Consider the following 20,300-nt stretch of genomic DNA (forward strand, 5'->3'; position numbering starts at 1 on the left):
CTGGTACTGTCCGACCTGGAGGTGCTGCGCCTGCACTATGCCGAGACCCTGCGCCACTGGAACCAGCGCTTCCAGGCGGCGCGGCCGGAGTTCGCGGCACGGCTTGGCGAGCGCTTCTGCCGCATGTGGGAATTCTATCTGCAGATCTGCGAGGCGATGTTCCGCTGGGGCGATCTGGTCGTGTTTCAGCTGCAACTCGCGCACGACAACAGCAGCGTGCCGATGACGCGCGACTACCTGTACCGGCCGGAGCCGGAAGCTATGGCGCAGCGGCCGCTGTCGCGCAGGCAGTCGGGCTAGAGCAGCTCTGCATTCCCCGCCGGTCGCGCTGCCCCTGGCCTTGCGACTGCGCTATAGTCATGCGCGTTCAATTCAGGGAGCGAATCCGTGTCGATCCGTCGGCTAGCAGGGCTGGGTGTGTTGCTGCTGGTGCTGGCCGCAGCGGCCTATTGGCTGCTGCCGGCCTATGTGCTGCCGCCGATGGACATCAGCCGCAGACCGGCCGGGCAGGCCGAGCCGGTGGCGACGACCGCGCCCGTCACTTCCTACGTGTTCATCCCGCTGGCGCTGTCGGTGGACAACATCAAGCGGCTGGTCCGCGAGCGGCTCTCGGGCAAGCTGCTGACCAGCAACCTCAAGGTTCCCGGCCGCCAGCTGCAGGTATCGATCGAGCGCAACGGCACGCTGGCGCTGTGGGTGCGCGACGCCGAGCTGCACATGGTGCTGCCGATCCGGTTCCGCACCCGCGGCGACCTCGACGCCAAGGGTGAGCTGACCATCTTCACCCGCGCCAGCTTCGACGTCAGCCCGGAATGGCAGCCGCAGGTGGATGCCCGTTCGACCTTCCGCTGGGACTGGCAGCCGCGCGTCGGGGTGTGGCCGTTCCGCTTCCGCATCGGTAGCCTGCTGGCGCCGCACATCCAGGCTGCGCTTGACAAGGGCGCCGACGATTTCAGCGCGCAGGCGGCCGGGCTTTACAACCTGCGCTCGATCGCCGACGCCGGCTGGCAGCGTCTGCACGGCGCACACTTGCTGGACGCCGCGTCGCAGACCTGGCTCAACATCCAGCCGCGCGAGCTTTATCTGGAGCCGATTACCAGCGATGGCCAGGAGGTGCGGCTGAACGTCTGGATGGGCGGAGAACTCGGGCTCTCGCAGGGCGCAGAACCGGCCCCGGGCGAGGCGTTACCGCTGCCATCGCTGCGTCGCGGCGCGCCGCCATCGAAGGGGATCACGCTGTCGGCGCCGGTCACCGTGGCCTATGAACGCATGCGGGCCAGCCTGCGCGACGCCCTGCTGGGCAAGGCCCTGCCGGCCTCGAATGGCGCGAGTCTGGTGCTGACCGAGATCGATCTTTACGGGGCCGATCCTGACGCGGTGGTGGCCCTGGGCTTCGAAGGCCGCCGGCCGGGCAGCGCCTTGCCGGTACGCGGGCGCGTGTATCTGACCGGCAAGCCCGCCTACGACGCGGCCAGCCAGACCTTGAGCCTGCGCGCACTGCGCGTCACCGAGCCGCGGCTCAATCCGCTCACGCGTCATGCACGCTGGGTGGTAGAAGAGGCCGCGACCTGGGCGGCGGAGATCGAGCGCCGCACGAGTTGGGATGTCGCGCCGTTACTGGGCGAACAGCGTCAGCGGCTGGATACCCTGCTCAACCGGACCGTGGACCGCCGTTTCGATTTGTGGGGCAAGGTAACGGACGTCGCCGTCACCGGCGCCCGTGCCCAGTTGCAGGGGATCCTGTTGCAGACCCAGGTGCGCGGTGACCTGGAACTGCTGTTCGTGCCCTGACCCTGGGTGCCCGCACGAGAAAAAAGCCCGCCAATGGCGGGCTTTTTGTCATTTGGGCGACCTGGACTCGACCGATTCGCCGGGAGCGAATTGGGTCGGCCGCAAGGCCGACCTCGAAGGGCGAGGTCCATGCATGGGCCGAGCAATCAGGGACAGGTCCGTCAAAGTCTGGAAACTGGCTCCCCCGGTTGGACTCGAACCAACGACCCGCGGATTAACAGTCCGCTGCTCTACCGACTGAGCTACAGGGGAATATCAGAAAACTCAGGGCGCGTATTTTATCAGAGCACGCCCGCGATGCGCGAAACCGCCTTCTCCAGGTTGGCCTGGCTGGTGGCGAAGGACAGCCGCATGTGCCCGGGTGCGCCGAAGGCGGAGCCCGGGACCAGCGCGACGCCGGCCTTCTCGATCAGCAGTTCGCCCAACTCGAGATCGTCTTTGAGGCCGAGCCTGGCCATGGCGGCGTGGAAGCTGGGCAGGGCGTAGAAGGTGCCGTCCGAGGGGATGCATTTCACCCCCGGCAGCCGGTTCAGTGCGTCCACCAGCCAGTCGTGGCGCTGCTTGAAGGCGGCGCACATCTGCGCCACGCAGCCCTGGTCGCCGAGCAGGGCGGCCTCGGCCGCTTTCTGCGAGATCGAGGTCGGGTTGGAGGTGCTCTGTGACTGGATGTCGGTCATCGCCGTGATGAGCTTGACCGGGCCGGCGCAGTAGCCGATGCGCCAGCCGGTCATCGAATAGGCCTTCGACACGCCGTTGAGCACGATGGTCCGCTCGTACAGATCAGGGCAGGCGTTGAGGATGTTGCTGAAGCCGCCCTCGACCCAGTTGATCGGCTCGTACATGTCGTCGGTCGCGACCAGCACCTGCGGGTGTCTGAGCAGCACATCGGCCAGCGCCGCCAGCTCGGCTTTGGTATAGGCCTTTCCGGTCGGGTTGGACGGGCTGTTGATCACCAGCAGGCGCGTGCGCGGGGTGATCGCGGTCTCCAGCTGCGCCGGGCTGAGCTTGAAGCCCTGTTCCATGGTGGTGCTGACGATGACGGGCTTGCCGTCCGCCAGCAGCACCATATCCGGGTAGGACACCCAGAACGGCGCCGGGATGATGACCTCGTCGCCCTCGGACAGCAGCGCCTGGCACAGGTTGAAGAAACTCTGCTTGCCGCCGCAGGACACCAGGACCTGCTTGGGCGTGTACTTGAGCCCGTTGTCGCGCTCGAACTTCTGCACGATGGCCTGCTTGAGGCCGGGCGTGCCGCCGACGGCGGTATACTTGGTGAAGCCGTCGCGGATCGCCTTGATCGCCGCCTCCTTGATGTGCTCGGGGGTGTCGAAGTCCGGCTCGCCGGCGCCCAGGCCGACGATGTCCTTGCCGGCGGCCTGCAGCTCGGCCGCGCGCGCGGTGACCGCGAGGGTGGGCGAGGGCTTGATGCGCTGAACCCGTTGCGACAGCTTGATTTCCAAGCGATGGTCCTCAGAAAGGGGCGGTGCCGGCCCCGGACAAAACGCGCGAAATGATACTGGAACGACCCCCCGATTGCCATGCCCAGAACCGCTTCCTACCGCGATGAATCCGGGTTTGCGCTGAAGGCCGACTGGAAGCCCGCCGGCGACCAGCCGGAGGCCATTCGCGCGCTGGTGCGCGGGCTCCACGATGGGCTTTCGCACCAGACCCTGCTGGGGGTGACCGGCTCCGGCAAGACCTACACCGTCGCCAATGTCATCCAGCAGGTCCAGCGGCCGACGCTGGTGCTGGCGCCGAACAAGACCCTGGCGGCGCAGCTGTATGGTGAGTTCCGCGAGTTCTTCCCGGACAACGCGGTCGAGTACTTCGTTTCCTACTACGACTACTACCAGCCCGAGGCCTACGTCCCCTCCACGGACACCTATATCGAGAAGGACAGCTCGATCAATGAGCAGATCGAGCAGATGCGCCTGTCGGCCACCAAGGCGCTGATGGAGCGCCCGGACGCGATCATTGTCGCCACCGTTTCGGCGATCTACGGCCTGGGCGATCCGGAGCTGTATTTCCAGATGGTGCTGCACCTGGTCAAGGGCGACCGCATCAACCAGCGCGAGCTGCTGCGCCGGCTCACCGAGCTGCAGTACACGCGCAACGACCTCGACCTCGCGCGCGGCACCTACCGGGTGCGCGGCGAGACCATCGACGTGCACCCGGCCGAGTCCGATACCGAGGCGGTGCGCATCGAGCTGTTCGACGACGAGATCGAGTCGCTGAGCTACTTCGACCCGCTGACCGGCGCGCTGCTGCGCAAGGTGCCGCAGCTGACCATTTTCCACGGCAGCCACTACGTCACCCCGCGCAGCCGCCTGCTGGACGCGCTCGACCAGATCCGCGCGGAGCTGCGCGAGCGGCTGGAGCAGTTGAAGCAGGCCGGCAAGCTGCTGGAGGCGCAGCGGCTGGAGCAGCGCACGACCTTCGACCTCGAGATGATCCAGGAGATCGGCTACTGCTCCGGCATCGAGAACTACTCGCGCTACCTGTCCGGGCGCAAGCCGGGCGAGCCGCCGCCCTGCCTGCTCGACTATCTGCCACAGAATGCGCTGGTGGTGATCGACGAAAGCCACGTGACCGTGCCGCAGCTCGGCGCCATGTACAAGGGCGACCGCTCGCGCAAGGAAACGCTGGTCGAGTACGGTTTTCGCCTGCCCTCGGCGCTGGACAACCGGCCGCTGCGCTTCGACGAGTTCGAGCGCATCGTGCCGCAGGTGATCTTCGTCTCCGCCACGCCGGGACCCTACGAGCTGCAGAAGTCGGGGCAGGTGGTCGACCAGGTGGTGCGCCCGACCGGCCTGGTGGACCCCGAGGTCGAGGTGCGGCCGGCGAGCACGCAGGTGGACGACCTCTTGTCCGAGATCCGCATCCGTGCGGAGAAGAACGAGCGCGTGCTGGTCACCACTCTCACCAAGAAGATGGCCGAGGACCTGACCGACTACCTGTTCGAGAACGGCGTGCGCGTGCGCTATCTGCACTCGGACATCGACACGGTCGAACGCTCGGAGATCCTGCGCGACCTGCGCCTGGGGCAGTTCGACGTGCTGGTCGGCATCAACCTGCTGCGCGAGGGCCTGGACCTGCCGGAGGTGTCGCTGGTGGCGGTCCTGGACGCCGACAAGGAAGGCTTCCTGCGCTCCGAGCGCTCGCTGATCCAGACCATCGGCCGCTGCGCCCGCAACCTGCACGGCCGCGCGATCCTCTACGCGGATACGGTGACCGACTCGATGCAGCGCGCCATCGGCGAGACCGAGCGCCGCCGCGCCAGACAGCAGGCCTATAACAAGGCTCACGGCATCACCCCGCGCAGCATCGAGAAGGCCGTGGCCGACGTCATGCACAGCGGCTACGAGGATTATCGTCAGCAGTCCGCTCAGCAGGCCGGCGCGCAGGCGGGCAGGGGACGCGGCCGCGGGGTGAAAGTGGCCGAAGCCGCGGCAAAGTACGCCGCGATGACCCCGCAGCAGCTGTCGAAGCTGATCCAGAAGCTGGAGAAGGAGATGTACCAGCACGCCCGCGACCTGGAATTCGAGCTGGCGGCAGCCAAGCGCGACGAGCTGCGGCGGGTTCGGGAGGCGGCGCTGGAGATGCCGGTGAAACGGGCCTGAATTCAGCAGGCTGTTCTTGCCGTGGATAGCCCCATCCGGTATCGTTTGCGCCCTTGAAGCGACCCTAGGCGCGTAGCTCAGCTGGTTAGAGCACCACCTTGACATGGTGGGGGTCGGTGGTTCGAGTCCACTCGCGCCTACCACTCGGTTTTTCTTGGCGAACGTCGTGAGCTTAGAAAAACGAGTGCCCGGCGAAGGCCGGGGCCCAGTGTCTTTAGAAGCCACTGGATTCCGGCTTTCGCCGGAATGACCAATTTGACCACGCGGCCTCTCGTATCGGCCGCCACTGGAGATCGTAAATGCCTTTAATTACCTTCCCCGACGGCCAGCAGCGCAGCTTCGAGGCGCCGGTCACCGGCCTCGAGATCGCGCAGGGCATCTCGCCCTCGCTGGCCAAGAAATCCGTGGTCATCAAGGTCAACGGCGAGCTCTGGGATCTGACCCGCCCGATCAGCGCCGACGCCCGCGTCGAGCTCGTGACCCGCGACAGTCCCGAGGCGCTGGAGGTTTACCGGCACGACGCCGCACACGTGCTGGCGCAGGCGGTGCAGGAGCTGTTCCCCGGTACCCAGATCACCTTCGGTCCTGCCACCGAGACCGGTTTCTACTACGACTTCGTGCGCGACGAGCCCTTCACCGAGGCCGACCTGGCGCAGATCGAGGCGCGGATGAAGGAAATCGTCAAGCGCGACCTGCCGATCCGGCGCGAGGTCTGGGACCGCGCCCGGGCCATCGAGCATTTCAAGAAGGCCGGCGAAAGCTACAAGGCCGAGTGGATCCAGGAAGGCATCGCCCCGGACGCGGAGATCTCCATCTACCGCCAGGGCGACCAGTGGCTGGACCTGTGCACCGGCCCGCACCTGCCGTCCACCGGCCGGCTCGGCACCGCCTTCAAGCTGATGAAGGTGTCCGGCGCCTACTGGCGCGGCGACCGCAACAACGCGCAGCTGCAGCGCATCTACGGTACCGCTTTCCCCAGCGAGCAGCAGCTGAAGGACTACCTGAAGGCGCTGGAGGAGGCCGAGAAGCGCGACCATCGCAAGCTGGGTCGCAAGCTGGACTTCTTCCATCTGCAGGAAGAATCCCCGGGCATGGTGTTCTGGCACGACAAGGGCTGGCTGATCTACACCGAAATCCAGGACTACCTCCGCCGGCTGCTGCGCGCACATGGTTACCAGGAAGTCCGTACGCCGGAGATCGTCAGCCGCAGCTTGTGGGAGAAGTCAGGGCACTGGGACAAGTTCCGCGCCGAGATGTTCACCACGAACTCCGAGGAGCGGGACTTCGCGGTCAAGCCGATGAACTGCCCCTGCCACGTGCAGATCTATAACCACGGCCTGCGCAGCTACCGCGACCTGCCACTGCGCATGGCCGAGTTCGGCTCCTGCCACCGCAATGAGCCGTCCGGCGCGCTGCACGGCCTGATGCGTGTGCGCGCCTTCACCCAGGACGACGCGCACATCTTCTGCACCGAGGAACAGGTGCTGCCCGAGGTGTCGGCCTTCATCGATCTGCTGTTCCGGGTCTATCGGGACTTCGGCTTCGACGACGTGCAGATCAAGCTGTCCACCCGCCCGGCGCAGCGGGTGGGCTCGGACGAGAGCTGGGATCGCGCCGAGAAAGCGCTCGAGGACGCCCTCAACCGGAAGGGCCTGCACTGGCAGCTGCAGCCGGGCGAGGGTGCCTTCTACGGCCCCAAGATCGAGTTCTCGCTGAAGGACTGCCTCGGCCGGGTCTGGCAGTGCGGCACCATCCAGCTGGACTTCTCCATGCCGGAGCGCCTGGGTGCCGAGTACGTGGCCGAGGACAACAGCCGCAAGGTGCCGGTCATGCTGCACCGGGCTATCCTCGGCTCGCTAGAGCGTTTCATCGGCATCCTGATCGAACACCACGCCGGCGCCATGCCGCTGTGGCTGGCGCCGGTCCAGGCCGTCGTCCTGAACATCACCGACCGCCAGGCCGATTACGCGCGGGAAGTGGCCAAAACCCTCGGATTCCGCGGTCTGAGGGTCGAAACCGACTTGAGAAACGAGAAAATAGGCTTTAAAATTCGCGAGCATACGATTCAAAAGGTTCCCTACCTGGTCGTGGTGGGTGACCAGGAAGTCGAATCGCAGACGGTGGCCGTGCGCACGCGCGGTGGCGAAAACCGGGGCTCGATGACCGTGGACGAGCTGGCCGGACTCCTCGCCGCCGAGATTGCGAGCCGCGGCCGCTAGTCGTTTGGGGCTCTGTACCGCCGTAATTTCGCGGCCTGCTGGAGGACTTGGGTATTTCCGAGAAACATGATCGGCGCAATGAGGAGATCAGCGCGCCAAGGCTGAGGGTCATTGGCCCAGACGGTGCCCAGCTGGGGATCCTTTCCCGCTTCGAAGCGATCGACAAGGCGCTCGAGGCCGGGATGGATCTGGTGGAGATTTCACCGAACGCGGATCCGCCCGTGGCCAAGATCATGGACTACGGCAAGTACCTGTACCAGAAAGACAAGCAGCAGGCGCTGGCGCGCAAGAAGCAGAAGCAGATCCAGGTCAAGGAAGTGAAGTTCCGTCCGGGCACCGACGAAGGCGATTACAAGGTCAAGCTGCGCAAGGTGAACGAATTCCTGGAAGAGGGCGACAAAGTCAAGATCACATTGCGCTTCCGCGGTCGCGAGCTGGCCCATCCCGAGCTGGGAATGGCGCTGATTGACCGGATCCGCAACGAGCTGGCCGCCATCACCGTGGTCGAGCAGTTCCCGCGGCTCGAGGGCAAGATGATGGTGATGGTGCTGGCGCCGAAGAAGTAAACCTGCCGCTGTCATTCCGGCGAAAGCCGGAATCCAGCGACTTTGAGAGACACTGGACACCGGCCTCGCCGAGGTGACGGGACATCAAGAACAGAGACAGACATGCCAAAACTCAAGACCAATCGCGGCGCCGCCAAGCGCTTTCGGGCCACCGGCAAGGGCGGCTTCAAGCGTGGACAGTCGCACAAACGCCATATCCTGACCAAGAAATCCGCCAAGCGTAAGCGCCAGCTGGGCAATGTCATGCAAGTGGACAAGACCGACGTCAAGCGCGTGCGCCAGATGCTGCCGTACGCGTGAAGTGCCAGGAACTGAGTGCTGAGTAACGAAACAAACACTCAGTCCTCAGCACTGAGCACTCCGTACTCATTATCTTCGAGGTAGTTGCAATGCCAAGAGTCAAACGCGGCGTCACCAGCAAGGCCCGCCACAAAAAAGTCCTGAAGAAGGCCAAGGGCTATTACGGCGCCCGCAGCCGCACCATCAAGGCCGCACGCCAGCAGGTCATGAAGTCCGGCCAGTACGCCTATCGCGACCGCCGGGTCAAGAAGCGCGAGTTCCGGAATCTGTGGACGGTACGCATCAACGCCGCCGCCAACGAGCTTGGCCTGTCCTACAGCCGATTTATCAACGGCCTGAAGAAGGCCATGGTCCAGCTCGATCGCAAGGTGCTGGCAGACATCGCGGTGCACGACAAGGCCGCGTTCGCTAAGCTGGTCGAGAAGGCCAAGGCCGCTCTGGCCGCCTGAACCGCGCCGCAAGCGGAACCTCGGACGCAGGGGAAAGGCGCAGGCCTTTCCCCTTTTTTGTTGAGCCGTCTGTACCGGATAACGGATAACAAAATGGAAGCCCTGGAGGCATTGCTGGAGGAGTCGCTGGCCGCCATCGCCCAGGCGCCGGACCTGCGCACGCTCGACGACATCCGCGTGCGCCTGCTGGGCAAAAAGGGCGAGATCACGGCGCGACTCAAGGCGCTATCGGTGCTCGCGCCGGACGCGCGCAAGGCGGCCGGCGCCGAGGTCAATGCCGCCCGCGACCGGCTGGCGGCCGCCATCGAAGACCGCCATGGCCTGCTGCTGCGCGCCGAGATCGAGCAGAAGCTGCGGGCCGAGGCGCTGGACGTGACCCTGCCGGGTCGCGGCGAGATGCCCGGCGGGCTGCACCCGGTGACCCGTACCCTGGCGCGCATGACATCGCTGTTCCGCGCCATGGGCTTCCAGGTCGAGGAAGGCCCCGAGATCGAGGACGACTACCACAACTTCGAGGCGCTCAACATCCCGCCCGAGCATCCGGCGCGCGCCATGCACGACACCTTCTACGTGGACGGCGGCCGTCTGCTGCTGCGGACGCACACATCGCCGGTGCAGATCCGGGTGATGCGGGAGCAGAAACCGCCGATCCGCATCATTGCACCGGGCCGCGTGTATCGCACCGACTACGATCGCACGCACAGCCCGATGTTCCACCAGGTCGAGGGCCTTTACGTCGCCGAGGACGTGAGCCTGGCCGACCTCAAGGCCGACTTGCAGAATTTCCTGCGCGCGTTCTTCGAGCGCGAGCTGGAGCTGCGCTTCCGGCCTTCGTTCTTCCCCTTCACCGAGCCGTCGGCCGAGGTGGATATCTCCGACGGCCGCGGCGGCTGGTTGGAGGTCGGCGGCTGCGGCATGGTGCATCCGAAGGTACTGGAAAACGTCGGTATCGATGCCGAGCGCTATACCGGCTACGCCTTCGGTATGGGTGTGGAGCGCATGGCCATGCTGCGCTATGGCGTGGACGACCTGCGCCAGTTCTTCAACAACGACCTGCGCTTCCTGCGCCAGTTCGCGTAAGGAGCGCCCATGAAGCTGAGTGAAGCCTGGCTGCGCGAGTGGGTGGATCCCCAGCTCGATACCGCTGCGCTGGCCGAACAGCTGACCATGGCCGGCCTCGAGGTGGACATGGTGGAACCGGCCGCGCCGGCGTTCCATGACGTCGTCGTGGCGCGCATCCTGTCGACAGACCGCCATCCGAACGCCGACCGCCTGCGTGTGTGCACGGTGGAGGCTGGACAGGGTGCACCGCTGACCATCGTTTGCGGTGCCGCCAACGCCCGCGCCGGGCTGTGCGCGCCGCTGGCGCTGCCCGGCGCCGAGCTGCCGGGTGGCCTGAAAATCAGCCGCTCGACGGTGCGTGGCATCGAGTCGGCCGGCATGCTGTGCTCGGCCCGTGAACTGGGCCTGTCCGAAGATGCGGCAGGGCTGCTCGAACTGCCCGCGGATGCGCCGGTTGGTCATGCCCTGCGCGACTACCTGCAGCTCGACGATGCCGTGTTGACGCTGGAGCTGACGCCGAATCGCGGCGACTGCCTGAGCGTCATGGGCCTGGCGCGCGAAGTTGCGGTACTCAACCGGCTGCCGCTGACCGGTCCTGCGCTCGCTGCGATTGCGTCCACCAGCGATGAAATCCGCCAGGTGCGCATCGACAATGCCGCAGCCTGCCCCCGTTATGCGGGGCGCGTGGTGACTGGAATCGATCCTCGCGCGGTCACGCCGCTGTGGATGCGCGAGCGCCTGCGCCGGGCCGGTCTGCGCTGCATTCACCCGGTGGTGGATATCACCAATTACGTGCTGCTGGAACTGGGCCAGCCGATGCATGCCTTCGATCTCGCCCGGCTCCAGGGCGGGATCGTGGTGCGCAATGCGAAGCCGGGCGAAAGCCTGACGCTGCTGGACGGGCAGACCGTGGCTTTGCACGCCAGCACGCTGGTCATCGCCGATGTCGGCGGGCCGGTGGCCATGGCCGGCGTGATGGGCGGCCTGCCGACCGCGGTGAGCGCGGAAACGACCGATATTTTCTTCGAGAGTGCCTGCTTCACGCCGCAGGCGGTCGCGGGGCAGGGGCGGCGCTACAAGCTGCACACCGATTCGCTGCACCGTTTCGAGCGCGGCGTGGACCCGGCGTTGCAACTGCGTGCCCTCGAGCGCGCCACTCAACTGCTGCTGGAAATCGCCGGCGGCCAGCCCGGCCCGGTCACCGATGTGTGCAGCCCGCCGGAAGCGGCCAGCGCCATCCGCCTGCGCCATGCGCGGCTGACGCGCTTGCTGGGCGCCAGCCTTGACGCCGCGGAAGTCGAGCGCATCCTGCGCGCGCTCGACATGCGGGTGGAGGCGGGCGCCGCCGGGGAATGGCACGTCACGCCACCCAGCTGGCGTTACGACATCACCCTCGAAGCCGACCTCATCGAGGAAGTGGCGCGCATCCATGGCTATGGGCGGCTGCCGTTGCGTGCGCAGCGGGTATCCCTGCCGGCGGTGAGCGAAACGGAGAGCCGCCTGCCGGAGTCGCGGCTGCGCGAATGCCTGATCCAGCGCGGCTACCAGGAGGCGGTGACCTACAGCTTCGTCGAACCGCAGCTGCAGGCGCAGCTGGATCCGTCCGCGTCGGCCATTGATCTGGACAATCCCATCGCGGCACCGCTGGCACAGATGCGCACGACCCTGTGGAGCAGCCTGCTGCCGGCCTGGCTCTACAACGTCCAGCGGCAGCAGGAACGTGTGCGGCTGTTCGAACTGGGCATGCGCTTTGTGCGTGATCCGGCGGCACCTCATGGCATTCGTCAGGAGCCGATGCTGGCCGGGCTGGTCAGTGGCACGGCGCGACCAGAGCAATGGGCGCTGCCGGCCCGTGCGGTCGATTTCTACGACCTCAAGGCCGATGTCGAAGCCGTGTTGGCGATAGGGGGGCGTGCTGCGGAGTTCCGTATCCAGGCGCCGTTACCGGGCCGCCAGCATCCTGCGCTGCACCCCGGACAGTGCGCGCAGGTGGTATGGCGCGGCGATGGCCGGGTCATCGGCTGGCTGGGTCGCCTGAGCCCGGTGCTGGCGCTGTCCGTGCGAGGACTGGACATCGGCGCGGCCCTGCCACTGGTGTTCGAGCTGGAGGCGGCACCGCTGCGCGAGGCACACCTGCCCCTGGCACGGCCTATTCCTGAATTCCCCTTTGTTCGCAGGGACTTGGCCATTGTTATTGCAGAAGAACTCGCAGGCCAGGCCGTGCTGGATTGCATCCAGACGGCGGGCGAAGCCTTGCTTCGGGATGTCCTTATCTTTGATGTGTATCGCGGCCAAGGCCTCCAATCTGGTTTCAAGAGTGTTGCTTTAGGCTTGATTTTTCAAGATTATTCGCGCACCCTTACCGATACCGAGGTGGACCAGTCCATCGCCCGCCTGCAAGACCGGCTCAACAAGGTTCTGGGTGCAACGGTGAGGGGGTAGTCAGTGGCGTTAACCAAGGCAGAGATTGCCGACGCCTTGTTCGAGCAGCTCGGACTGAACAAGCGCGAGGCTCGCGAATTCGTCGATCTCTTCTTCGAAGAGATCCGCTCCACGCTCGAGCGCGGCGAACAGGTCAAGCTGTCCGGTTTCGGCAACTTCGAGCTGCGCAAGAAGAACCAGCGCCCCGGGCGCAATCCCAAGACCGGCGAAGAGATTCCGATTTCCGCACGGCGCGTGGTCAGCTTCCGCCCGGGGCAGAAGCTGCGCGCCAGGGTCGATTCTCATGGTGGCGCAGGCGAGTAGGAACAGCCTCCCGCCGATTCCGCAGAAGCGCTACTTCACCATCGGCGAGGTCAGCCACCTCTGTGCGGTCAAGCCGCACGTGCTGCGCTACTGGGAGCAGGAATTCCCACAACTGCGCCCCGCCAAGCGCCGCGGCAACCGCCGCTACTACCAGCGCGAGGACGTGCTGACCGTGCGCGAGATCCGCGACCTGCTCTACGGGCAGGGATTCACCATCATGGGCGCACGCCAGCGACTGCGCGAACAGCCGCGCGCGGCCCGGCACGAGGGTCACGACACGCTGACGGCGGTGCGGCGGGAGCTGGAATCCATGCTCGAATTGCTGCGTTACTGACGCAACGCGGTTTTTTGCCTTTTCCCGCCTCACCCCTTTCTGTATCATTGGCCGCCTTCGGGGCGTAGCGCAGCCTGGTAGCGCACCTGCCTGGGGGGCAGGTGGTCGCAGGTTCAAATCCTGTCGCCCCGACCAATCACTCCCTGAGCAGCACCGGATCACCTTCCCTGGTGCGACGTCCGGCCCGGCCCTCCCTGGCCGGGCGTCGGTGTCAGTTGGCGCAGCCGGATTCGTTCACGCTGTCGCCGGCGGCGGGCGGCACGCAGGGGTCGTTGTCCAGCACCTTGAGCTCGACGCGGCGGTTCTGTTCACGGCCGGCCTCCGAGTCGTTGGGCACTGCCGGACGCGATTCGCCATAACCCTTGCTGCGCAGGCGCCCGGCCTCGACGCCGGTGCCGACCAGGTAATCCTTGACCGCAGCGGCGCGCTTTTCGGACAAGTCCTGGTTGTAGCGGTCGGAGCCGATGTTGCAGGTGTGGCCCATGATCAGCACCTGTTTCACCTCCGGCGCATTCTTCAGCGTGGTGCTGACGTCATTGAGGATGGCCTTGGCCTCCGGTGTCAGCCGTGCGCTGTTGAACTCGAAGGTCACGCCCTTGAGTACGATAGGCTCTTTTTGGCTGAGGTCGATCGCTGGTGGCTCCGCTTCAGCCGGCGGGGGCGGCGGCGGAGGCGGCGGGGGGGGTGGAGGCGGCGGCGGTGCCGGTGGCGCCGGCTTTTCCGGCGGCGCACCCAGCGGGATCTGGAAGCCGAAGCTCAGCAGATGGTCGTTGGCGCTGTCGTCGCCGTCCACGTCCGCGCGCCGGAAGCGGTATTCGGCGCGGAAGGCGAGACCATACTCGTTCAGGGGCCGCAGGTAGCCCAGACCCAGGTCGTAGAAATTCACGTCGGGGTCGAAGGTCCCGAAATCGATGTGGCCCTTGGCTGCGCCCAGGATACCGAAGAAGGGATTCTGCTCCCGGTTGAAGAAATACAACCCGGTCAGACCGATGGCCTCGATGTCGGCGTCCGTGGATGGCGTGCTGTCGGTGTCCGCCGTCGTGCTGAAGCCGTACAGCTCGATGTTCCAGTGTGGTGTGAACGGCTTGCCCAGCAGCAGCTGATAGCCCAGTTCGTCCTGCAGGTCGTATTCGCTGTCGAAGATCGTATAGCTGGCCGACGGCGCGATGTAGAAGCGTTTGTCCTGTCCTTCCTCGGCGCCCGGCGCCGGTGCGGCCATGACCAGCGACAGTGCCGTGCCATACAGGATCGGTCGTTTGGCGATCTTCATGCGATATCCCCGCCTGCCTGTTGATGTGCTGTTATTGGGCCCGCAGAGGCCGACAGTGCCGGAAAGATAACCCGGATGCGCGCGACCTGCCAGCCACAGCGTCGTGCCATGCGGTTCGCAAAGCGCTGTAGTACCATACGCGGCCACTTTCCTGCGCCGCGGCATATGTCGGAAATCAAGCAGATCAGGAACAAGCTGGACGCCCTGACAGCGCGCTTCGCCGCGCTGCGGGGCTATCTTTGAGTACGACCAGCGCAAGGAGCGCCTGGCCGAAATCAATGCCGAGCTGGAAAACCCCGCGGTCTGGAACAACCCCACACGCGCGCAGGAACTGGGCCGCGAGAAGGCCCGGCTCGAAGGCCTGCTGACGCCGCTGGACGACGCCAGCCGCACGCTGGCAGAAAGCGGCGAACTGCTCGACCTGGCCGAGGCCGAGGCCGACGCGGCCATGGCCAAGGACATCGAGCAGGGACTCGAGCGCCTGGACGGCATGGCCGCGGAGCTCGAATTCCGGCGCATGTTCTCCGGCCCGATGGATGCCAACAACGCCTATTTCGACATCCAGGCCGGCACCGGTGGCACCGAGGCGCAGGACTGGGCCGAGATGCTGCTGCGCATGTACCTGCGGTTCTGCGCCGACAAGGGCTTCAAGACCGAGCTGCTGGAATGCTCCGGCGGCGAGGTGGCGGGCATCAAGTCCGCCTCGGTCTATGTGCAGGGACCGTATGCCTATGGCTGGCTGCGCACGGAGACCGGCGTGCACCGGCTGGTGCGCAAGTCACCGTTCGATTCCAATGCGCGCCGCCACACCTCGTTCGCGGCCATGTTCGTCTCGCCCGAGGTGGACGACAACATCGAGATCACGATCAACCCGGCCGACCTGCGCGTGGACACCTACCGCTCATCCGGTGCCGGCGGCCAGCACGTCAACAAGACCGATTCCGCCGTGCGCATCACGCACGCGCCGAGCGGCATCGTGGTGGCCTGCCAGACCGAGCGTTCGCAGCACCAAAACCGCGACCGCGCCATGAAAATGCTCAAGGCGAGGCTGTACGAGCTGGAACTGGAAAAGCGCAACGCCGAGAAGCGGAAGATGGAGGCGTCCAAATCCGACATCGAGTGGGGCTACCAGATCCGTTCCTACGTGCTCGACCAGTCGCGCATCAAGGACCTGCGCACCGGTGTCGAGGTGGGCGATACCCAGCGCGTGCTGGACGGCGACCTGACCCGCTTCATCGAGGCGAGCCTCAAGCAGGGCGTCGCATAAGCGTCACTGACGGGGAAGCCATCATGTCCGAACCGATCAAGCCTGCCGAGCTGCCAGCCGAGGACGAGAACCGCCTGATCGCGGTGCGTAAGGAGAAGCTCGCCCGGATCCGCGCGCGCGGCGTGGCCTTTCCGAACGATTTCCGCCGCGACGCGCTGGCCGGTGAGCTGCACGGCATGTATGGCGGCCGCAGCGGCGAGTCGCTGGAGAAGGAGGGCGTGAGCGTCAAGGTGGCGGGGCGCATGATGGCCAAGCGCGTCATGGGCAAGGCCAGCTTCACGCACATCCAGGACATGTCCGGCCGCATCCAGCTGTTCGTGCAGAAGGAGGCGGTGGGTGAGGAAGCCTACGAGCTGTTCAAGGGCCTGGACGTGGGCGACATCATCGGTGCCGAGGGCACGCTGTTCCGGACCAAGACCCACGAGCTGTCAGTACGGGTGACGCGGCTTCGCCTGCTTACCAAGTCGCTGCGCCCCCTGCCAGAGAAGTGGCACGGCCTGGCCGACCAGGAAAGCCGCTTCCGCCAGCGCGAGCTCGACCTGATCATGAATCCGGAGACGCGCAAGCTGTTCGAGACGCGCGTGAAGGTGATCAAGTTTCTGCGCAACTTCTTCGACCTGCTTGGCTTCCTGGAGGTCGAAACGCCGATGCTGCAGTCGATTCCGGGCGGTGCGGCGGCCAGGCCGTTCAAGACCTTCTACAACGCGCTCGACCGCGAGTTTTACCTGCGTATCGCGCCGGAGCTGTACCTCAAGCGCCTGGTGGTCGGCGGCTTCGAGAAGGTGTACGAGATCAACCGCAGTTTCCGCAACGAGGGGCTGTCGCCGCGGCACAACCCCGAGTTCACCATGCTGGAGTTCTACTGGGCCTACGCCGACTACCGCGATCTGATGGACCTGACCGAGACGCTGTTCCGGGATCTGGTGCAGGTGGTGCACGGGGGTACCACGCTGACCTACCAGGGTCACGCGATCGACTTCGGGAAACCCTTCGCGCACAAGACGGTCTGCGAGGCGATCCTGGAAAAAAATCCCGGCCTCGACCCGCAGCGCATGCGCGAGCTGGACTATCTGCGCCACCAGGCTGATCGGCTCGGCATCGCAGTCGAGCAGAACTGGGGCGTCGGCAAGCTGCAGCTCGAGCTGTTCGAGAAAACGGTCGAGCACGGCCTCATGGACCCGACCTTCATCACCGAGTACCCGACCGAGGTATCGCCGCTGGCCCGGCGTAACGATGCCGATCCCTTCGTCACCGACCGTTTCGAACTGTTCATCGGCGGCCGCGAGCTGGCGAACGGTTTTTCCGAGCTGAACGACGCCGAGGATCAGGCCGAGCGCTTCCGTGAGCAGGCCAAGGCCAAGGACGCCGGCGACGAAGAGGCCATGCATTTCGATACGGCCTACATCCGCGCGCTGGAGTACGGGTTGCCGCCCACGGCGGGTGAGGGCATCGGCATCGACCGCCTGGTGATGCTGCTGACCGACAGCCCCTCGATCCGCGAGGTGCTGCTGTTCCCCCAGCTACGGCCCGAGTCTTAGGCCTCGCCCGGCAAGGTCTGCAACTCCAGCGGCACACCGCCGGCTTCAAGACGCCAGGACTGCGGCGCGGCCTCGATCGGGATTACGGCCAGCAGCTGTACGCGACTGTGCTCGTCGCGTACGGCATCCACCACCGTGCCGCTGACATCGTCGTCGGCAAGCAGCCGTGTGCCGGGCAGGGGCAGCTCCGATGCCTCCCCTGCAAACCGGTACATGCGCCGCTTGAGCTGGCCGCGGTACTGGGTGCGGGCCACGATCTCCTGGCCGGGGTAGCAGCCCTTCCGGAAGTCGATCGCACCCAGCCGGTCGAGGTTGAGCATCTGCGGGATGAAGTGCTCGCGGGTCTCGGGGTAGATCTCGGGAATGCCGGCCGCAATCTCCGTGCGCCGATCGACCGCTGCCGTTGCCGATGCCGCTTCCAGCGTGACCCGGCTGCGCAGCACGAACAGGCGCAGGCGCGGCAGCACCAGCGGAACCAGGCGGGCCGGCAGTTGCAAGGCATAGCCCTCGCCATCGGCGGCGCGCGCAACCCGGAACAGTGCCTGCACGCGGCCCTGGGCATTGCACCAGGCGGCGAGGGCGGATGCGCCGGCGCCGATGCCGTCCACGCGCCGCGTCAGCTGGGCGTTGAGGAAGTCCGTGGCATCCGAGCCCTGCACGCGGATCACGCCATAGGCTTCGGGCGAGCGCGGTGTCTGTTCGGGGGCCGACATTGGAAAATGCTGAACGGTCAAGCGTTTGGCGCGGAATTGTAACAGCCCGCCGTAGCGTCGTTTCTATTGCGCTGCAACAGGCGCTGCGAGTAAGCTTACAGCGCTTGAAATCCCGGATAACCCCATGACCGCGCCCGAACGCTCCGCAGACACGCCCGTGCCCGCGGCCCCGGACAGTGCCGTCGAGCCGCAGGCTTCGACGGCTAGTCCTGCGCCGGCGCGCGAGATCGGCGGGCCCAAGGGGCCGGAGCCGACACGCTACGGGGACTGGGAAAAGAAAGGCCGCTGCATCGACTTTTGACGATCGGCAGGCCTTTGGCTCGCAGCCGCTTCAGGGAGTGGGAATGAGCACCAACACACCGTCTGCCGGACCCTCCGCCGCGCCCCAGCGGCCGCTGTCGCCGTTCATGATCGGGCCTTACTACCGGCCCCAGCTCACCTCGATGCTGTCCATTCTGCACCGCGCGACCGGCGTGTTCCTGTCGCTCGGCTCGGTGCTGCTGGTCGGCTGGCTGGTGGCTGCGGCCAGTGGCCCGGAAGCCTACGACTGCGCCCAGCGCATGATCCGCGCCTGGTATGGCCAGCTGCTGCTGTTCGGCTGGAGCTACGCCTTGTTCTATCACCTGTGCAACGGCATCCGGCACCTGGTCTGGGACGCCGGCTACGGTTTCGATCTCAAAAGCGTCTACTGGGGCGGCTATCTGATGGTGGTCGTCTCGATCGTGCTGACGGTGTTCGCCTGGACGCTGGCCTGGGCCTAGACCGCAGCGCCGAAGGGGAGAGGGAGTCATGAGTTTACGCAGCCCGCTGAGCCGCGCGCGCGGCCTGGGTTCGGCGAAGGACGGTGTGCACCACTGGATCTGGCAGCGGCTGACCGCCGTGGCCCTGATCCCGCTGACCTTGTGGTTCGTGGTGTCGCTCACCACCCATGCCGGCGCCGACTATGCCGCGGTTCGCGCCTGGGTTGCGACCCCGCACGTCGCGGTGTTCCTGTCCCTCTACCTCGCCACCCTGTTCCACCACTCGCAGCTCGGCCTGCAGGTGGTGATCGAGGATTACGTGCATACGCGCTGGGTGAACCTCAGCCTGCTGCTCCTGGTGAAGTTCTCGCACGTGCTGCTGGCCGCGGCCGGCATCTTCGCCGTTCTCAAGATTGCCCTGGGGCCCTCCGCATGACGGCATACAAGATCATCGACCACCAGTACGACGTCGTCGTGGTCGGCGCCGGCGGCGCCGGCCTGCGTGCCACCCTGGGCCTGGCCGAGGCGGGCCTGAAGACCGCCTGCATCTCGAAACTATTCCCGACCCGCTCGCACACGGTGGCGGCGCAGGGCGGCATCTCCGCCGCGCTCGCCAACATGGGCGAGGACAAGTGGGAATGGCACATGTACGACACCGTGAAGGGGTCGGACTGGCTGGGCGACCAGGACGCCATCGAGTACATGTGCCGCGAGGCGATCCCGGCCATCATCGAGCTGGAGCATTACGGGGTGCCGTTCAGCCGCACGGAAGAGGGCAAGATCTACCAGCGCCCCTTCGGCGGCATGACCACGCACTTCGGGAAGGGCACCGCGCAGCGCACCTGCGCCGCCGCCGACCGCACCGGCCATGCCATCCTGCATACGCTGTACCAGCAGTCCCTGCGGCAGAAGGCGCAGTTCTTCATCGAATACTTCGCCCTCGACCTGCTCATGGACGAAGAAGGCGGCTGCGTGGGCGTCATGGCGCTGGACATGGCCTCGGGCGAGATCCATCGCTTCCGCTCGCACCAGGTGATCCTGGCGACCGGTGGTTACGGGCGTGCCTACTTCTCCGCCACCTCGGCGCACACCTGCACCGGTGACGGCGGCGGCATGGTGCTGCGCGCCGGCCTGCCACTGCAGGACCTGGAGTTCGTGCAGTTCCACCCGACCGGCATCTACGGTTCCGGCTGTCTGATTACCGAGGGCGCGCGCGGCGAGGGCGGCTACCTCACCAACTCGAACGGCGAGCGCTTCATGGAGCGCTATGCGCCGAACCGCAAGGATCTGGCCTCGCGCGACGTCGTCAGCCGCGCCATGAGCATGGAGATCCGCGAGGGCCGCGGCGTTGGGCCGGAGAAGGACCACATCTTCCTGCACCTGGAGCACCTCGGTCCCGAGGTGCTGCACGAGCGCCTGCCGGGTATTTCCGAGAGTGCCAAGATCTTCGCCGGCGTGGACGTGACCAAGCAGCCCATCCCGGTGGTGCCGACGGTGCACTACAACATGGGCGGTATCCCGACGCTCTATACCGGCGAGGTGGTCACGCTCAAGGACGGCAACCCGGACAGCGTGGTGCCGGGTCTCATGGCGGTGGGCGAGGCGGCCTGCGTGTCGGTGCACGGCGCCAACCGGCTGGGCTCGAACTCGCTGCTGGACCTGGTCGTCTTCGGCCGTGCCGCGGCG

At 66.1% G+C, this 20,300-nt stretch carries 20 protein-coding genes and 3 tRNA genes; 19 read left to right on the forward strand and 4 right to left on the reverse strand.

Features of this window, described 5'->3' with window-relative positions; translation table 11 throughout:
• Positions 1-300: class I SAM-dependent methyltransferase (locus tag VNJ47_01895; protein ID HXG27588.1), on the forward strand; the 300-nt coding region annotated here is incomplete at its 5' end.
• Positions 301-387: 87 nt separating this feature from the next.
• Positions 388-1,791, forward strand: coding sequence for a DUF4403 family protein (locus tag VNJ47_01900; protein ID HXG27589.1), 1,404 nt, complete (start codon positions 388-390; stop codon positions 1,789-1,791).
• A 176-nt stretch (positions 1,792-1,967) separates the two neighbouring features.
• On the opposite strand, the gene VNJ47_01905 is transcribed toward VNJ47_01900, so the two are convergent.
• Both VNJ47_01905 and VNJ47_01910 read right to left on the reverse strand, forming a co-directional pair.
• Positions 1,968-2,043 (reverse strand) — tRNA-Asn (locus VNJ47_01905).
• A gap of 29 nt (positions 2,044-2,072) precedes the next feature.
• The gene (locus VNJ47_01910; protein HXG27590.1) at positions 2,073-3,251 is read right to left on the reverse strand and encodes a pyridoxal phosphate-dependent aminotransferase; all 1,179 of its coding nucleotides are present in this window, start codon (positions 3,249-3,251) and stop codon (positions 2,073-2,075) included.
• A gap of 78 nt (positions 3,252-3,329) precedes the next feature.
• On the opposite strand from VNJ47_01910, the gene uvrB reads away from it, so the two are divergent.
• The 11 genes from uvrB to VNJ47_01965 all read left to right on the forward strand — a co-directional run bounded on the left by uvrB (position 3,330) and on the right by VNJ47_01965 (position 13,221).
• Positions 3,330-5,411, forward strand: coding sequence for an excinuclease ABC subunit UvrB (uvrB, locus tag VNJ47_01915; GenBank protein HXG27591.1), 2,082 nt, complete (start codon positions 3,330-3,332; stop codon positions 5,409-5,411).
• Between the two features lie 66 nt (positions 5,412-5,477).
• Positions 5,478-5,554, forward strand: a tRNA-Val gene (locus VNJ47_01920).
• Positions 5,555-5,710: 156 nt separating this feature from the next.
• On the forward strand, positions 5,711-7,630 hold the full coding sequence (thrS, locus tag VNJ47_01925) for a threonine--tRNA ligase (protein HXG27592.1): 1,920 nt from the start codon (positions 5,711-5,713) through the stop codon (positions 7,628-7,630).
• 38 nt (positions 7,631-7,668) lie between these two features.
• On the forward strand, positions 7,669-8,196 hold the full coding sequence (infC, locus tag VNJ47_01930; protein HXG27593.1) for a translation initiation factor IF-3: 528 nt from the start codon (positions 7,669-7,671) through the stop codon (positions 8,194-8,196).
• A gap of 102 nt (positions 8,197-8,298) precedes the next feature.
• Positions 8,299-8,496 (forward strand): 50S ribosomal protein L35, encoded by a 198-nt coding sequence (gene rpmI, locus VNJ47_01935; protein HXG27594.1) that lies wholly within the window; start codon positions 8,299-8,301, stop codon positions 8,494-8,496.
• An 89-nt stretch (positions 8,497-8,585) separates the two neighbouring features.
• Positions 8,586-8,945, forward strand: a complete 360-nt coding sequence (rplT, locus tag VNJ47_01940; GenBank protein ID HXG27595.1) for a 50S ribosomal protein L20 — start codon at positions 8,586-8,588, stop codon at positions 8,943-8,945.
• Between the two features lie 93 nt (positions 8,946-9,038).
• Entirely contained in the window at positions 9,039-10,025 is a 987-nt protein-coding gene (gene pheS / locus VNJ47_01945; protein ID HXG27596.1) for a phenylalanine--tRNA ligase subunit alpha, read from the forward strand.
• Positions 10,026-10,034: 9 nt separating this feature from the next.
• Positions 10,035-12,449 carry a phenylalanine--tRNA ligase subunit beta gene (gene pheT, locus VNJ47_01950; GenBank protein HXG27597.1) on the forward strand — a complete coding sequence of 805 codons (2,415 nt, stop codon included), beginning with the start codon at positions 10,035-10,037 and terminating at the stop codon, positions 12,447-12,449.
• Between the two features lie 3 nt (positions 12,450-12,452).
• A complete protein-coding gene (locus VNJ47_01955; GenBank protein HXG27598.1) occupies positions 12,453-12,752 on the forward strand; it encodes an integration host factor subunit alpha in 300 nt (99 codons plus the stop codon).
• The gene (locus VNJ47_01960) at positions 12,733-13,086 is read left to right on the forward strand and encodes a MerR family transcriptional regulator (protein HXG27599.1); all 354 of its coding nucleotides are present in this window, start codon (positions 12,733-12,735) and stop codon (positions 13,084-13,086) included. Before VNJ47_01955 ends, VNJ47_01960 begins: the two co-directional genes overlap by 20 nt.
• Positions 13,087-13,144: 58 nt before the next feature.
• Positions 13,145-13,221, forward strand: a tRNA-Pro gene (locus VNJ47_01965).
• Positions 13,222-13,297: 76 nt separating this feature from the next.
• Here VNJ47_01965 and VNJ47_01970 read toward each other — a convergent pair.
• Positions 13,298-14,356, reverse strand: a complete 1,059-nt coding sequence (locus VNJ47_01970; GenBank protein HXG27600.1) for an OmpA family protein — start codon at positions 14,354-14,356, stop codon at positions 13,298-13,300.
• A 165-nt stretch (positions 14,357-14,521) separates the two neighbouring features.
• Here VNJ47_01970 and prfB point away from each other — a divergent pair.
• Both prfB and lysS read left to right on the forward strand, forming a co-directional pair.
• A protein-coding gene (gene prfB, locus VNJ47_01975) for a peptide chain release factor 2 (GenBank protein ID HXG27601.1) occupies positions 14,522-15,623 on the forward strand; the annotation gives its coding sequence in 2 pieces (ribosomal slippage) (positions 14,522-14,596 and positions 14,598-15,623; 1,101 coding nt in all).
• Between the two features lie 23 nt (positions 15,624-15,646).
• Entirely contained in the window at positions 15,647-17,161 is a 1,515-nt protein-coding gene (lysS, locus tag VNJ47_01980; protein HXG27602.1) for a lysine--tRNA ligase, read from the forward strand.
• Here the strand turns inward: lysS and VNJ47_01985 are convergent.
• Entirely contained in the window at positions 17,158-17,874 is a 717-nt protein-coding gene (locus tag VNJ47_01985) for a hypothetical protein (protein ID HXG27603.1), read from the reverse strand. The genes lysS and VNJ47_01985 overlap by 4 nt on opposite strands.
• A gap of 124 nt (positions 17,875-17,998) precedes the next feature.
• Here VNJ47_01985 and VNJ47_01990 point away from each other — a divergent pair, with 124 nt between their 5' ends.
• The 4 genes from VNJ47_01990 to sdhA form a co-directional block, all read left to right on the forward strand.
• Positions 17,999-18,175 carry a DUF1674 domain-containing protein gene (locus VNJ47_01990; protein ID HXG27604.1) on the forward strand — a complete coding sequence of 59 codons (177 nt, stop codon included), beginning with the start codon at positions 17,999-18,001 and terminating at the stop codon, positions 18,173-18,175.
• 43 nt (positions 18,176-18,218) lie between these two features.
• The gene (gene sdhC / locus VNJ47_01995; GenBank protein ID HXG27605.1) at positions 18,219-18,635 is read left to right on the forward strand and encodes a succinate dehydrogenase, cytochrome b556 subunit; all 417 of its coding nucleotides are present in this window, start codon (positions 18,219-18,221) and stop codon (positions 18,633-18,635) included.
• 28 nt (positions 18,636-18,663) lie between these two features.
• Complete coding sequence (gene sdhD / locus VNJ47_02000; protein HXG27606.1) at positions 18,664-19,050, forward strand: succinate dehydrogenase, hydrophobic membrane anchor protein; 387 nt, start codon at positions 18,664-18,666, stop codon at positions 19,048-19,050.
• A partial coding sequence (gene sdhA, locus VNJ47_02005) for a succinate dehydrogenase flavoprotein subunit (protein ID HXG27607.1) occupies positions 19,047-20,300 on the forward strand: 1,254 nt, incomplete at its 3' end. The genes sdhD and sdhA, both read left to right, overlap by 4 nt.

Source organism: Nevskiales bacterium, from assembly GCA_035574475.1.
GTDB lineage: Bacteria > Pseudomonadota > Gammaproteobacteria > Nevskiales > DATLYR01 > DATLYR01.